This window comes from Paracoccus aestuarii (genome assembly GCF_028553885.1).
Classification (GTDB): Bacteria; Pseudomonadota; Alphaproteobacteria; order Rhodobacterales; family Rhodobacteraceae; genus Paracoccus; species Paracoccus aestuarii.
In genome coordinates, this window is sequence record NZ_CP067169.1 from 3,076,559 (window position 1) to 3,089,821 (window position 13,263).

Consider the following 13,263-nt stretch of genomic DNA (forward strand, 5'->3'; position numbering starts at 1 on the left):
GGAACAATGGCCCTGTCCGATTCGTTCGGACGGGGCCTTTTCAATCGGGCCATCGCCCTGATCGGGCCGTGACCTCAATCGGGACGTGACGATGCGGATCATCATTCTTGGCGCGGCGGCGGGCGGCGGCCTGCCCCAGTGGAACTGCGGCTGCGCCAATTGCGACGCCGCCCGCGCCGGGCATATTCCCGCCCTGACGCAAAGCTCGGTCGCGGTCAGCGCCGACGGGCGGGACTGGGCCGTGCTGAACGCATCCCCCGACATCCGCCACCAGCTGTCCATGACCCCCGCCCTGCACCCGACCGGCCCGCGCGACATGCCGCTGCGATCGGTGCTGCTGACCAATGGCGATATCGACCATGTCGCGGGCCTGCTGACGCTGCGCGAAAGCCAACCCTTCGATCTGTTCGCGACGGCGGCGATCCATGACGCGCTGGCCCAGAACCCGATGCTGGGCGCGCTGCGCGGGGATCTGGTGCCGCGCCGGACGATCCGGCTGGACCAGGGGTTCGACCTGCTGCCGGGGCTGCGGGCGGTGCTCTTCGCGGTGCCGGGCAAGGTGCCGCTCTATCAGGAGGGCGCGGTGGTCGAGACCGGCCTCATGGGCGAGACGACCGTGGGGGTGGAACTGACCGCCGGCGGGCGGCGCGCCTTCTACATCCCCGGCTGCGCCGAGATGCCCGACTGGCTGGCGCGGCGCATCGACGGGGCGGATGCGCTGTTCTTCGACGGCACGCTCTGGGACGATGACGAGATGATCCGCATGAAGCTGGGCCAGAAGACCGGGCGCCGCATGGGCCACATGCCCGCCCGCGAAAGCCTGGAGACGCTGGCCGGCATCCGCTTGGGCCGCCGGGTCTTCGTGCACATGAACAATTCGAACCCGCTGACCGATCCGCGCAGCAGCCAGACGGCCCAGGCCGTCGCGGCGGGCTGGCAGGTCGCGCAGGACGGCATGGAGGTGACGCTGTGAAGGACATCCAGGACGCCGCGCAGTCGCGCGAGGATTTCGAGGCCCGGCTGCGCGCCATCGGGGCCGAACGCTATCACGACCGCCACCCCTTCCATGCCCGGCTGCATGGCGGCGACTGCACCCCCGACGAGGTCCGGGCCTGGGTGGTGAACCGCTGGATGTACCAATCCCGCATCCCGATGAAGGACGCGGCCTTTATGTCCCGGGTCGAGGATCCCGACCTGCGCCGCGCCTGGCGCAAGCGGATCGAGGATCACGACGGCGGCACGGCCGAGGGCGGCGGCATCCGCCGCTGGCTGGCCTTGGCCCAGGCCGTGGGGCTGGAGCCCGATTACGTCGCCTCGGGCGTGGGCATCATACCGGCCACGCGCTTTGCGGTCGATGCCTATGTCCGCTTCGTGCGCGACATGCCCCTGCTGGACGCAGTGGCCGCCAGCCTGACCGAGCTGTTCGCGCCCAGGATCCACGCGCAGCGGATCGAGGGCCTGCTGGCCCATTACGATTTTGCCGATGACAGCAGCCTGTCCTATTTCAAAAAGCGCCTGACCGAGGCGCCCGAGGATGTGGCCTTCGGCCTGGACTATGTGTTGACCCATGCCGACACGCGCGAAAAGCAGGATGCGGCGGCGGCGGCGCTGACCTTCAAGACCGATGTCCTCTGGGCGCAGCTGGACGCGCTGTGGCACGGCTATGTCGAGGGTAACATTCCCCCCGGCGCCTGGCGCCCGGGCGAGGGGATGCGCGCATGACCCCGCTGATCCAGCCCGATGACGTGCCCTATCTGCCCCGCGGCGTGCGGCTGCAGGGCGACCGGGTGCGCGGCATCCGCGTGCTGCAGGCCCCCGAACGCGCCATGCAGCTGGACCAGATCGGCGAGGCGATCCTGGCCGAGCTGGACGGCACCCGCAGCATGGACCGCATCGTGCGCGACCTGGCCGCGCGCTACAACGCGCCGGTGGATCAGATCGCGGGCGATGTGCGCGACTTCCTGACCGGGCTGATCGAACGCCGCATGGTCTTCGTCAAGGATCCGGCATGAAGGACCAGCAGCACCAGCCCCGCGACCTGGACGGCAACCCCGTCACCCCCGGCCTGCCCATGGCGATGCTGGCCGAGGTCACGCATCGCTGCCCGCTGGCATGCCCCTATTGCAGCAATCCCGTCGACCTGGTCCGGGCCGCCAGGGAAATCAGCGCCGATGACTGGGGCCGCGTCTTTCGCCAGGCCGCCGATCTGGGCGTGCTGCAGGTCCATATCTCGGGCGGGGAACCCGGCGCACGGCGCGATCTGGCGCAGATCGTGGCCCATGCGCGGGATGCCGGCCTCTATGTCAACCTGATCACCTCGGGGATCGGCATCACGCGCGAGCGGTTGCAGGAGCTGGACCGCGCGGGCGTCGATCACGTGCAACTGTCGCTGCAGGGCATCCGCCCCGACATGGCCGACCGCATCAGCGGCCATCCGGGCTCCTGGGACAAGAAGATGGCCTTCGCCGAATGGGTGACGGAAATCGGCTTTCCCCTGACCATCAACGCGGTCGTCCATCGCCAGAACATGGAACGCCTGCCCGACATGCTGGACCTGGCCGAGACCTTGGGCGCCCGCCGGATCGAGGTCGCGACCGTCCAGTTCCACGGTTGGGCCGATCTGAACCGCAAGGCGCTGATGCCCACGCGCGAACAGGCGGTCCTTGCCCGTCAGATCGTGAACGAGGGGCGGGCGCGGTTGCGCGGGCGGATGGTCATCGACTATGTCCCCGCCGATCACCACGCGGCCTTTCCCAAGGCCTGCATGGGGGGCTGGGGCTCGATCGGGCTGAATGTCGGGCCGGACGGCACCGTCCTGCCCTGCCATGCCGCCCAGACCATCGACTGGATGCGGTTCGAGAACGTGCAGGACCGGTCCCTGTCCGATATCTGGCACCTCTCGGACAGCTTCAACGCCTTTCGCGGCACCGCCTGGATGCCCGAGCCCTGCGCCAGCTGCGACCGCCGGACCGTGGATTTCGGCGGCTGCCGCTGCCAGGCCATGGCCTTGGCCGGCGATGCGCGGGCCACCGATCCGGTCTGTTCCAAATCGCCCCTGCGGGCATACGTCGTGGCCCGGGCCGAGGAGGATGCCGCAGCCGATTCCACCGATCTCGCCTATCGGAGGATGAACAAGGGAGGATAGATCATGAGGCCCTGGACGATCCTGGCCGCAGCACTGCTGGCCGGCCCCGCCTTCGCGCAGGACAATCCGCTGCAGCCATCCCCCACATGGGAGGATCTGCGCATCTCGGTTCTGGGGGTGGATGAGGAGCCGCCGCTGGATGCCGCCGTCCTGGACCTGGACGCCCCGCCCCGCGCCCATGACGCGGCCACGGTGCCGGTGCACCTGACCCAGCCCGCCGATGCGCCGCCCCTGACCGCCCTGACCCTGGTCGTGGATGAGAACCCCGCCCCCGTGGCCGCCGAATACGCCTTCGGTCCGGCGCTGATGCCCCTGGATTTCGAGGTCCGGGTCCGGGTGGACAGCTATTCCGACCTGCGCGCCATCGCCACGACCCAAGACGGGGCGCAGGTCATGGCCGGGCGATTCGTCAAGGCGGCGGGCGGCTGTTCGGCCCCGGCGGGCAAGGACATGGCCGCCGTGCGCGCCACCATGGGCCAGATGCGCTGGCGCAGCGCGCAGGAGGATGGCCGCCATGTCGGCACGCTGATGATCCGCCATCCGAATTTCTCGGGGCTGCAGCGCGATCAACTGACGCTGCTGAGCATCCCGGCCCATTTCATCGACCGGCTGGACGTGCGGCAGGGCGACGAGGTGCTGTTCACCATGTCCGCCGGCATCTCGGTCAGCGAGGACCCGGTCTTCCGGTTCGCCTATCGCCCCGACGGGCAGGACATCCATGTCCGGGTCGAGGATACGAACGGCAATGTCTGGACCGAGACCTTCGATCCGGTCGCGTCCAGCGCCAGCTGACCCCCCTGCGACTTTGGTCGCAGCGGGGGGCTTGCTTTATGGGCATACCATCGTAGACTGATGGCAGGGCCGCGCCTTGGAGGAGGCTCCGCCCCCATTCTGGGAGGAATGCCATGACAGCCGCCGCCATTCAGGCGCGTTCCGCACCGACACCCCGCCCCAATGCCGACCAGGTGCGCGAGATCCTGATCGTCGACGACCACCCGCTGATGTGCGACGCGCTGGCGCTGACGCTGAAGATCAGCTTCGGCCTGAAGAACGTCCGCACCGCCCGCAGCCTGGCAGGCGCCGTGGACCAGATCCGCGCGCAGGGGGCGCCGGATGCGGTGATCCTGGACCTGAACCTGCCCGATGCCCGCGGCGCCGAGGGGATCGTGACCCTGCGCCGCCAGCTGCCGGGGGTGCCGATCACGATGATCTCGGCCGATCTGGAAGGGGCGATGATCTCGGCCGCGATGGCGGCGGGGGCCCAGGGCTATATCAGCAAGTCCCTGTCGCGCGAGGCGCTGGTCGACAGCCTGCGCCGCATGTGGGACGGCGAGCTGGTCACTCCGGAGGGCTACAGCGCCGATGCGGGCAATGCCGATGACGAGGCGCGCGCCGAACTGGCCCGGCGCTTTTCGTCCCTGACGCCCCAGCAGATGAAGATCCTGCGCCTGATCTGCCAAGGCAAGGCGAACAAGGAGATCAGCTACGAGCTGTCCATCGCCGAGGCGACGGTCAAGACGCATATCACCGCCATCATGTCCAAGATCAACGCCCGCCGCCGGACCCAGGCCGTGCTGCTGGCCAATTCGATCCGGCTGTTCGAGGCCGGTTGATGAACACCGACCCGGCTGCGAAGGAGGGCGCAACCGGGCCGGTCGCTGTGCAGGCCGACCACGGCGGGACGGATGCCGTCCCGACCTTGCTGGACGGCCTGCGCGGCACCCATCCCGCGCTGGTCCTGCTGTTCGCCCCGTCCGACCGCGCGCTGGCCGATATCGGCCGGGCCCTGTCCGACGCCTTGCCCGGCTGCATCATCGCCGGCTGCACCTCGGCGGGCGAGATCGGGCCGCGGGGCTATGCCAGCGACAGCGTCGTGGCGATCGGCTTTCCCGCGCGGCATTTCCGGGCACGGTCCATGGTGCTGCAGGACCTGCATGCGCTGCATGTCGCGGATTGGATGGGGCGGCTGCGCGGCCTGGGCCGCGAGGTCGCCCCCGCGCCTGGGCGCACGGCCTTCGGCCTCTTGCTGGTGGACGGGCTTTCCGCGCGCGAGGACATGCTGGTCGCGGCGCTGGACGCGGCGCTGCCCGCGGTGCCGGTGCTGGGCGGCTCGGCCGGCGACGGGCTGGATTTCCGACGCACGACCCTGCTGGCGGATGGCGCGCTGCTGGGCGATGCGGCGGTCCTGCTGCTGCTGGACACGGACCTGGCGATCCATCAGGTGACCTTCGCGCATTTCAGCCCCACCGCGACCCGCGCCGTGGTCACCGCCGCCATCCCCGAACGCCGCCACATCCTGGAGCTGAACGCCGAACCCGCCGCCCAGGAATATGCCCGCCTGACGGGCCTGTCGCGCGACGCGCTGACGCCGGTGGAATTCGCCCGCCACCCGCTGCTGCTGCGGATGGGGGGGCGCCATCACGTGCGCGCCATCAGCGCGGTGACCGCCGATGACGGGCTGGCGCTGATGTCCTCGATCGACACGGGCACGGTGCTGACCCTGGGCCGCCCGGACGACATGATCCAGGGCCTGGCCGACGCGCTGGACGCGCTGCCGCAGCCGCCCCTGATGGTGCTGGCCTTCGACTGCATCCTGCGCCGGCTGGCGGTCGAGCGTGCCGGCCTGTCGGACCGGATGTCGGCCCTGTTCCGGCGCCATGCGGTCGCGGGGTTCAACACCTATGGCGAACAGCACAGCGGCATGCATGTGAACCAGACCTTCGTGGGGCTGGCCTTCCTGGACCCCGCGGCGGGGGGGCATCATGCTGCGTGACGACGACCCGCCCGCCCGGCAGGTCGACAAGCTGACCCGCATCACCGGCGCGCTGATCGACCGCATCGACCGGCTGGAGGAATCCCGCGGTTCCGCCTGGTCGATGTTCCAGGCCGCCGTCGCCCTGGAACAGGAGGTCGCGGCCCGCACCCGCGACCTGGAACGCGCGCTGGACGACCTGTCGCAGCGCAACCGCGAACTGGCCGTCGCCCGCGCCTCGGCCGAGGAGGCGAACCGGTCCAAGACCCGCTTTCTGCGCGCCGCCAGCCATGACCTGCTGCAGCCCCTCTCGGCGGCGCGGCTGTTCCTGTCCGCCCTGGCCGATACCGACCTGGACCCCAACCAGCGCGAGCTGGCCGACAGGCTGGGCGGGGCCTTCGAATCGGTCGAACAGCTGATGCATGCGGTGCTGGACATCTCGCGGCTGGACAGCCAGCGGATCGAGTTCAACCGCCAGCCCGTCCCCCTGGGCGAGCTGTTTCGCAGGCTGGCCGCGGAATTCGCGCCCTCGGCCCATGCCAAGGGGCTGCGGCTGACCTTCGTGCCGACCACGGCGGTGGTGGACAGCGACCCGGTCTTTCTGCGCCGCATCGCCCAGAACCTGGTGTCGAACGCGATCAAGTACACCCATCGCGGCGGCGTGGCGGTGGGCGCGCGGCGGCGCGACGGGCTGTGCTGGCTGTGGGTCGTGGATACGGGGCTGGGCATCCCGGCGGTGGACCGCAACCGCATCTTCGACGAATTCCAGCGCTTGACCCATGACACGGCGACCCCGGGCATGGGGCTGGGCCTGTCGATCGTGCGCCGCGCCTGCGCCAAGCTGGGCCACCCCATCGCCCTGTCATCCGAGGCGATGCGCGGCACCGTCTTCCGCGTGGGCCTGCCCCAGGTCTGCGCCCTGCCCGAGGGCCGCGCCCGGCCCCCGGCCGCGGCCCTGCCGGCCCTGCGCGGCCGCGTCGCCCTGGTCGTCGAGAACGACCTGGAGATGCGCCGCGGCTACGAGATCATGCTGCAGAACCGGCTTGGCATGGTGCCGCGCCTGGCGGGCGGCACGGCCGAGGCCTTGGCCACCATGGGCGAGGAGCCGCCCGACGTGATCCTGGCCGATTACCAGCTGGAGAACGGCGATACCGGCTTTGCCGCGATCGAGGCGCTGCGGGCCCGCTCGCCGCGCCCGATCCCCGCGCTGATGATCACCGCCCATCGCGACGCCGCCATCGCGCGCCATTGCGCCGCGGCCGACGTGCATCTGCTGGAAAAGCCGGTCCGCCCGCCCGAGCTGGCCGAGATCCTGACCCGCCTGCTGGCCTAAGACCTAGGGTGGACAGGCCCCCCGCCGGGGCTTGCGCGCGGGGTCCCGGCTGTCAACATGACCCCGGACGTTTGGGAGGACCGACCATGACCCGCATCGCAGCCATCGCCCTGATCCTGGGGCTTGCCGCCTTGGCGCCCCGCGCGCCCCTGGCCGCCGAGGCGGGGGATGCCGTCTTTGCCGAACGCGGCCCCTGGTCGCTGGACGGCACGCTGGAATGGCGCATGACCATCGAGGGCCCCCAGGCCGAGGGCTTTCGCCCCGTGGCCGACGGCCGCGTGCTGCTGGACCAGGTGATCGACCCGTCCGACCAGCAGCCGGTCCTGCAGGTGACCCAGAAGCTGCCCGAACGCGACCGGCGGATCGGGCCCTTCCCGATCTCCTCCGGGGATCCGGTGCTGACCTTCTTTCTGGAACAGACCGCGCGCGACATGGCCGCCCTGTCCGGCGGCAGCCCGCATTACATCCGCAACCGCATGAAGGACGCCCTGTTCCGCGGGGGGGAGCTGGACCGGACCGATGACGCGGTGACGGCCCGCTTCCGCCCCTTTGCCGATGATCCGAATGCGGGGCGGATGAACGGCTTCGACACGCTGACCCTGACCTTCGTGATGGCCGATCCCGCCGATCCGATCCGCGAATTCACCGCCCGGACCGAAGGCGGGCCGGGCTATCTCAGCCGGCTGGTGATGGAATGATCGGGCGGGCGGTGCTGGCCGCAGCGCTGCTGGCCGCGCCTTTGGCGCAGGCGCAGGCGGTCAACGACTATCCGACCAATGCGCGGGCGGAATATGTCTTTGCCTGCATGGCCACGAACGGGCAGACGCGCGACATGCTGGACCGCTGTTCCTGCGCCATCGACCGGATCGCGGATGTGCTGTCCTGGCGCGACTATGTCAGCGCCGAGACGGTGCTGCGGATGCGCCAGACCACCGGCGAACGCTCCGGCATGTTCCGCGGCATGCCCCAGATGACCGAGACCGTCGCCAACCTGCGCCGCGCCGAGGCCGAGGCCGAGATCCTGTGCTTCTGACCTAGATCGCCAGACCGATGCCCAGGCCCAGGGCCAGGGTCGATGCCCCCATCAGCCACAGCTGCCAGTCCGGGCGCTTGGCGGGGCGGCGGTCGGGCACCTCGTCGGGATGGGCGCGTTCCCACAGCGCGCGTTCCACGATGCGCGGCAGCAGCGGGCCATAGCGGCTGACGGTCTGGACCACCTGGGTCAGGTCGCTGACCGCGGCCTTGGGCCCGACGCTGGCCTTGATGTAATCCGACACAACGGGCTTGGCCGCGTTCCAGATGTTCAGGTTCGGGTCGATGGACCGGGCCACGCCCTCGACCACGACCATGGTGCGCTGCAGCAGGATCAGCTCGGTTCGGGTGGGCATGCCGAACCGCTCGGTCACCTCGAACAGGTAGGACAGCAGGTTGCCCATGCTGATCCGGGTCGCGTCGGCACCGAAGATCGGCTCGCCCACCGCACGCAGCGCGCGGGCGAACGCGGCCTCGTCGCGGTCGCGGGGGACGTAGCCGGCCTCGAAATGCACCCGCGCCACCATGCGGTAGTCGCGCTGGATGAAACCATAGAGGATCTGGGCATAGACCCGGCGGGTATAATCGTCGATCTCGCCCATGATGCCAAAATCATAGGCGATGATGTCGCCGTTCGGCGCGACCTTCAGGTTGCCGTGATGCATGTCGGCATGGAAGAACCCGTCGCGCAGCGCATGGGACAGGAACAGCTGGATCACGCGCCGCGCCAGGGCCTGTGTGTCATGGCCCGCCGCGATCAGCGCGTCGCGGTCGCCCATGGGCAGGCCCTCGGCCCAATCGGCGGTCATCACGCGGCGCGCGGATAGGCCCCAATGCGGCATGGGCACCTGGAACCCCGCATCCCCGGCGGTGTTTTCCGCGAATTCGGATGCGGCGGCGGCCTCCAGCCGCAGGTCCTGTTCGCCGGTGACGGTCTGTTCGAAATGGCGCACCACGTCGCGCGGGCGCAGGCGGCGCGCGCCCGGCGACAGCAGCTCGATGAAGCGGGCGCCGAAATGGAAGGCGTCGATGTCGCGCTGAAAGGCCGGGCCGATGCCGGGGCGGACGACCTTGACGGCGACCTCGCGGCCGGTCTCGCGCACGCGGGCGCGATGGACCTGGGCGATGGACGCCGCGGCCACGGGCTCGGAAAACTCGCTGAACAGTTCGTCCACCGGGGCGCGCAGCTCGGCCTCGATGGCGGCCTTGGCGATGTCGGTGGGAAAGGGCGGCAGGCGGTCCTGCAGCATGCGCAGCTGGCCCGCCATCTCCGGCCCGACCACATCGGCGCGCGTCGACAGGATCTGGCCGAACTTGATATAGGCGGGCCCCAATGCGGTGATGGCGCGGGTGATCGGCGGCAGGGTCGGATCGCCCTTGTAGCCCAGCCAGCGGAAGGGCCAGCCCATCACCCGCGCCGCCACCCGCAGGCGCATCGGCGCATCGACCGCGTTCAGCACGGCCTCCATCGCGCCGGTGCGTTCGAAGGTCGCGCCGGTGCGGATCAGGCGCCAGATGTTGTGGGGTCCGCGCATGGGCTTAGAGCTTCCAGCCGGAATGCAGCGCGGCGATGCCCATGGACAGGTTGCGCCATTGCACCCGGTCGAAGCCCGCGTCGCGGATCATCTGGGCGAAGGCGTCCTGGTCGGGAAACTTGCGGATCGATTCGACCAGATACTGATAGCTGTCGCGATCGCCCGTCACCGCCTGTCCTATGGCCGGGATCACATTGAAGCTGTAGCGGTCATAGGCCCATTGCATCGCGGGCACGGGGATCTGGCTGAATTCCAGCACCATCAGGCGGCCGCCGGGCTTCAGCACGCGCCATGCCTCGGCCAGCGCATCGGGGATGCGCGTCACGTTGCGGATGCCGAAGCTGATCGTGTAGCGGTCAAAGCTGTTGTCGGAAAAGGGCAGCGCCATCGCATCGCCCGTGACCCAGGCCAGGCGTTCGGCGCGGTCCACGGCCTCGGCGCGCTTGCGCCCCTCGACCAGCATGGATTCGGTCATGTCGCAGACGGTGACGCGCGCATCCGGCGCCCGGTCCAGGAACCGGAAGGCCACATCGCCCGTACCCCCCGCCACATCCAGCAGGTGCTGGCCCGCGCGTGGCGCCAGCCAGTCCATCATCGCCGTCTTCCAGATGCGGTGGATGCCGACGCTCATCAGATCGTTCATCACGTCGTATTTCGACGCGACCGAGGAAAAGACCTCGTGGACCATTCCGGCCTTGCGATCCTCGTCCACGGTCTGAAAGCCGAAATGGGTCGTCCTGCTGTCCGTCATGCGCTTGCCGTTTGCCTGTTCCATTGCCAGATAGGTCCGGCATGCCGCGCGCACAATGCGACGAAAGGAACAGGATTGCCAGAACTGCCCGAAGTCGAGACCGTCCGCCGCGGCCTGCTGCCCCATCTGGAGGGCGCGCGCATCGCCCGGGCCGAGGCGCGCCGCCCCGACCTGCGCTGGCCGCTGCCCGTCGATCTGGTGCAGGTGCTGACGGGCGCGCGGGTGACGGCGCTGCGGCGGCGGTCGAAATACCTGCTGGCCGATCTGGACCGCGGCGGCACGGTGCTGTGGCATCTGGGCATGTCGGGGCGGATGCTGGTCGAGGGCGCGGGCCTGGCCGGGTTCCACCGCGATCCCGGCATTCATGCGCGCCACGATCATGTCGTGCTGACGACCGATGCGGGCACGACCATCACCTTCAACGATGCGCGCCGCTTCGGCATGGTGGACCTGATCCGCGAGGGCGCGGCCCATCCGCTGCTGGACCATCTGGGGCCGGAGCCCTTCGATCCGGGCTTTGACGCGGATTACCTGCGCGCGGCCTTCGCCGGGCGGCGCGTGCCGGTGAAACAGGCGCTGCTGGATCAGCGCATCGTGGCGGGTCTGGGCAACATCTATGTCAGCGAATCGCTGTGGCGCGCGGGCATCGATCCGCGCCGGGCGGCGGGGCGCATTGGCCTTGCGCGCATCGCGGCGCTGGTCGGACATATCCGCGACGTGCTGACCGACGCGATCGCGGCGGGCGGATCGTCCCTGCGCGACCACCGTCAGGCCAGCGGAGAGCTGGGCTATTTCCAGCACAGCTTCCGCGCCTATGACCGCGCGGGCCAGCCCTGCCTGCGGGACGGATGCGGCGGCACCATCGCGCGGATCGTGCAATTGGGACGGTCGACCTTCTGGTGCCCCGCCTGCCAGCGGTGAAGCGTTGGACGCCCGCGCGGCCCTCTGCTAGGACGGGGGCCACGCAATCTGCCAACGAGGTCCAAGCCTATGGCTTACGAAACCATCATCGTGGAGATCGAGGACGAGGTCGCCCTGATCCGGCTGAACCGCCCCGAGGCGCTGAACGCGCTGAACGCCACGCTTCTGGACGAGCTGTCGGCCGCGCTGACGGAAGCCGACCGCAACGACAAGGTCCGCGCCATCGTTCTGACCGGCAGCGAAAAGGCCTTCGCCGCCGGCGCCGACATCAAGGAAATGTCGACGAAATCCTATGTCGACGTCTATGACGAGGACCTGTTCGGAGCCCAGATCGAGGCGATCACCCGCATCCGCAAGCCGATCATCGCCGCCGTCAGCGGATACGCCTTGGGCGGCGGCTGCGAACTGGCCATGGTCTGCGATTTCATCATCTGCGCCGAAAACGCGAAATTCGGCCAGCCCGAGATCAACCTGGGCGTCGTCGCCGGCATCGGCGGCACGCAGCGCCTGACCCGATTCGTCGGCAAGTCCAAGGCGATGGACATGAACCTGACCGGCCGCTTCATGGATGCGGCCGAAGCCGAACGCTCGGGCCTGGTCAGCCGCGTGGTCCCCACGCCCAAGCTGGTCCCCGAGGCGATGGCCGCCGCCCGCAAGATCGCCGAGAAATCCCAGATCGCCACCAAGACCGTCAAGGAGGCCGTGAACCGCGCCTATGAGACGACGCTGCGCGAAGGCCTGCTGTTCGAACGCCGCGCCTTCCACGCGCTCTTCGCGACCGAGGACCAGAAGGAGGGCATGGCCGCCTTTCTGGAAAAGCGCGAAGCGCAGTTCCGCGACAGATAAGGGTTTCCTTTTCCCCCGCCTTGGCCTATAGGCCCGGGCTTACATGCGTGTGGGCCCGCTTTGGCAAGAATCATGTCCGTCCCGGATCGGGACGGCGTCATGGGGCTTTTGCACGTTCTCGAAATGCAACTGACCCGATAGGATCCCACCCATGGCCAATACGCCCCAGTCCAAGAAGCGCGCCCGCCAGATCGAGGCCCGCACCGACATCAACAAGGCCCGCCGCTCGCGCATCCGCACCTATATCCGCAAGGTCGAAGAGGCCATCGCCTCGGGCAATGCCGAAGCGGCCCAGCTGGCGCTGAAGACCGCCCAGCCCGAACTGATGCGCGGCGTGACCAAGGGCGTCGTCCACAAGAACACCGCATCGCGCAAGATCTCGCGCCTGGCGGCCCGCGTGAAGGCGCTGTCGGCGGCCTGATTTCACACGCATTCGCGGCCCCCGGGCCGCTGCACGACATGCAACGGGTGCGGGCGAAAGCCCTGCGCCCGTTTTGCGTTGCCGGAAAGCCACATCCGAAAAAACCCTTCATTTTCAGGCCGTTCAGATTTTTGTTTGCGGAGTCAAAGGCCTCGCAGATTCGATTGGGCCAAGCTCGTGTCAAGCGCATAGTTCGGTTGCAGCGCCCCCCGACACGGGGCAATTTCGGTCCTGCGATTCACGTCGCTGCGGGGACGGGCCGGACCTTGCGGGGGATCTTCGGATCCCGATGCAAAAAACGGCCGGGCGACGAAGGCGATCTTCATGGCCCTCGGATCTGAGGCGGTCGGCTGCCACCGGCCCGGCGGATCTGTGTCTGGAAAGGAAAACGGGGCTGACGCCCGCCATGCGCCCGGCTTCCGGGCGCCGGGACTTCTGTTTTCCGCCCATGGCCCCCCGCGGGCGACGTGATGCTGGCCCGCCGGATGAACCGGCGGGGATCGGGGACAGGCACGGGAAACGGGACG

Annotated in this window: 15 protein-coding genes; 13 read left to right on the forward strand and 2 right to left on the reverse strand. The window is 69.3% G+C overall.

Features of this window, described 5'->3' with window-relative positions; translation table 11 throughout:
- Positions 1-85 precede the first annotated feature (85 nt).
- The 10 genes from pqqB (at position 86) to JHW48_RS15595 (ending at position 8,263) form a co-directional block, all read left to right on the forward strand.
- On the forward strand, positions 86-973 hold the full coding sequence (gene pqqB / locus JHW48_RS15550; RefSeq protein WP_419182397.1) for a pyrroloquinoline quinone biosynthesis protein PqqB: 888 nt from the start codon (positions 86-88) through the stop codon (positions 971-973).
- Positions 970-1,722: a pyrroloquinoline-quinone synthase PqqC gene (pqqC, locus tag JHW48_RS15555; protein WP_240637787.1), complete on the forward strand. Its 753-nt coding sequence runs from the start codon at positions 970-972 to the stop codon at positions 1,720-1,722. The genes pqqB and pqqC overlap by 4 nt, the downstream gene beginning before the upstream one ends.
- A complete protein-coding gene (gene pqqD / locus JHW48_RS15560) occupies positions 1,719-2,012 on the forward strand; it encodes a pyrroloquinoline quinone biosynthesis peptide chaperone PqqD (protein ID WP_119885673.1) in 294 nt (97 codons plus the stop codon). The genes pqqC and pqqD overlap by 4 nt, the downstream gene beginning before the upstream one ends.
- Positions 2,009-3,145, forward strand: coding sequence for a pyrroloquinoline quinone biosynthesis protein PqqE (gene pqqE / locus JHW48_RS15565; protein ID WP_119885674.1), 1,137 nt, complete (start codon positions 2,009-2,011; stop codon positions 3,143-3,145). Before pqqD ends, pqqE begins: the two co-directional genes overlap by 4 nt.
- A gap of 3 nt (positions 3,146-3,148) precedes the next feature.
- The gene (locus tag JHW48_RS15570) at positions 3,149-3,937 is read left to right on the forward strand and encodes a quinoprotein dehydrogenase-associated SoxYZ-like carrier (RefSeq protein WP_119885675.1); all 789 of its coding nucleotides are present in this window, start codon (positions 3,149-3,151) and stop codon (positions 3,935-3,937) included.
- Positions 3,938-4,050: 113 nt separating this feature from the next.
- Positions 4,051-4,758 carry a response regulator transcription factor gene (locus tag JHW48_RS15575; RefSeq protein WP_119885676.1) on the forward strand — a complete coding sequence of 236 codons (708 nt, stop codon included), beginning with the start codon at positions 4,051-4,053 and terminating at the stop codon, positions 4,756-4,758.
- The gene (locus JHW48_RS15580; RefSeq protein ID WP_119885677.1) at positions 4,758-5,918 is read left to right on the forward strand and encodes an FIST N-terminal domain-containing protein; all 1,161 of its coding nucleotides are present in this window, start codon (positions 4,758-4,760) and stop codon (positions 5,916-5,918) included. Before JHW48_RS15575 ends, JHW48_RS15580 begins: the two co-directional genes overlap by 1 nt.
- Positions 5,908-7,230: an ATP-binding response regulator gene (locus JHW48_RS15585; RefSeq protein WP_240637788.1), complete on the forward strand. Its 1,323-nt coding sequence runs from the start codon at positions 5,908-5,910 to the stop codon at positions 7,228-7,230. The genes JHW48_RS15580 and JHW48_RS15585 overlap by 11 nt, the downstream gene beginning before the upstream one ends.
- Positions 7,231-7,316: 86 nt before the next feature.
- Complete coding sequence (locus tag JHW48_RS15590) at positions 7,317-7,928, forward strand: hypothetical protein (protein ID WP_119885679.1); 612 nt, start codon at positions 7,317-7,319, stop codon at positions 7,926-7,928.
- Positions 7,925-8,263, forward strand: a complete 339-nt coding sequence (locus JHW48_RS15595; RefSeq protein ID WP_119885680.1) for a hypothetical protein — start codon at positions 7,925-7,927, stop codon at positions 8,261-8,263. The genes JHW48_RS15590 and JHW48_RS15595 overlap by 4 nt, the downstream gene beginning before the upstream one ends.
- A gap of 1 nt (position 8,264) precedes the next feature.
- Here JHW48_RS15595 and ubiB read toward each other — a convergent pair whose 3' ends face one another.
- On the reverse strand, positions 8,265-9,797 hold the full coding sequence (gene ubiB / locus JHW48_RS15600; protein WP_119885681.1) for a 2-polyprenylphenol 6-hydroxylase: 1,533 nt from the start codon (positions 9,795-9,797) through the stop codon (positions 8,265-8,267).
- 4 nt (positions 9,798-9,801) lie between these two features.
- Positions 9,802-10,548 (reverse strand): bifunctional demethylmenaquinone methyltransferase/2-methoxy-6-polyprenyl-1,4-benzoquinol methylase UbiE, encoded by a 747-nt coding sequence (gene ubiE, locus JHW48_RS15605; protein ID WP_119885692.1) that lies wholly within the window; start codon positions 10,546-10,548, stop codon positions 9,802-9,804.
- Positions 10,549-10,623: 75 nt separating this feature from the next.
- Here ubiE and mutM point away from each other — a divergent pair, with 75 nt between their 5' ends.
- From mutM to rpsT, 3 genes are all read left to right on the forward strand, one after another.
- The gene (mutM, locus tag JHW48_RS15610; protein WP_119885682.1) at positions 10,624-11,469 is read left to right on the forward strand and encodes a bifunctional DNA-formamidopyrimidine glycosylase/DNA-(apurinic or apyrimidinic site) lyase; all 846 of its coding nucleotides are present in this window, start codon (positions 10,624-10,626) and stop codon (positions 11,467-11,469) included.
- A 69-nt stretch (positions 11,470-11,538) separates the two neighbouring features.
- Positions 11,539-12,315, forward strand: a complete 777-nt coding sequence (locus JHW48_RS15615) for an enoyl-CoA hydratase (RefSeq protein WP_119885683.1) — start codon at positions 11,539-11,541, stop codon at positions 12,313-12,315.
- Between the two features lie 151 nt (positions 12,316-12,466).
- On the forward strand, positions 12,467-12,736 hold the full coding sequence (gene rpsT / locus JHW48_RS15620) for a 30S ribosomal protein S20 (protein WP_119885684.1): 270 nt from the start codon (positions 12,467-12,469) through the stop codon (positions 12,734-12,736).
- The last annotated feature ends 527 nt before the right edge of the window (positions 12,737-13,263 follow it).

What these genes read in the sequence shown, in the direction of transcription:
- pqqD (WP_119885673.1), top strand. Translation starts at nt 1,719, where the DNA reads ATGACCCCGCTGATCCAGCCCGATGACGTGCCCTATCTGCCCCGCGGC.
- rpsT (WP_119885684.1), top strand. Translation starts at nt 12,467, where the DNA reads ATGGCCAATACGCCCCAGTCCAAGAAGCGCGCCCGCCAGATCGAGGCC.
- JHW48_RS15590 (WP_119885679.1), top strand. Translation starts at nt 7,317, where the DNA reads ATGACCCGCATCGCAGCCATCGCCCTGATCCTGGGGCTTGCCGCCTTG.
- JHW48_RS15595 (WP_119885680.1), top strand. Translation starts at nt 7,925, where the DNA reads ATGATCGGGCGGGCGGTGCTGGCCGCAGCGCTGCTGGCCGCGCCTTTG.
- JHW48_RS15585 (WP_240637788.1), top strand. Translation starts at nt 5,908, where the DNA reads ATGCTGCGTGACGACGACCCGCCCGCCCGGCAGGTCGACAAGCTGACC.
- JHW48_RS15575 (WP_119885676.1), top strand. Translation starts at nt 4,051, where the DNA reads ATGACAGCCGCCGCCATTCAGGCGCGTTCCGCACCGACACCCCGCCCC.
- JHW48_RS15615 (WP_119885683.1), top strand. Translation starts at nt 11,539, where the DNA reads ATGGCTTACGAAACCATCATCGTGGAGATCGAGGACGAGGTCGCCCTG.
- ubiB (WP_119885681.1), bottom strand. Translation starts at nt 9,797, where the DNA reads ATGCGCGGACCCCACAACATCTGGCGCCTGATCCGCACCGGCGCGACC.
- JHW48_RS15570 (WP_119885675.1), top strand. Translation starts at nt 3,149, where the DNA reads ATGAGGCCCTGGACGATCCTGGCCGCAGCACTGCTGGCCGGCCCCGCC.
- pqqE (WP_119885674.1), top strand. Translation starts at nt 2,009, where the DNA reads ATGAAGGACCAGCAGCACCAGCCCCGCGACCTGGACGGCAACCCCGTC.
- ubiE (WP_119885692.1), bottom strand. Translation starts at nt 10,548, where the DNA reads ATGACGGACAGCAGGACGACCCATTTCGGCTTTCAGACCGTGGACGAG.
- JHW48_RS15580 (WP_119885677.1), top strand. Translation starts at nt 4,758, where the DNA reads ATGAACACCGACCCGGCTGCGAAGGAGGGCGCAACCGGGCCGGTCGCT.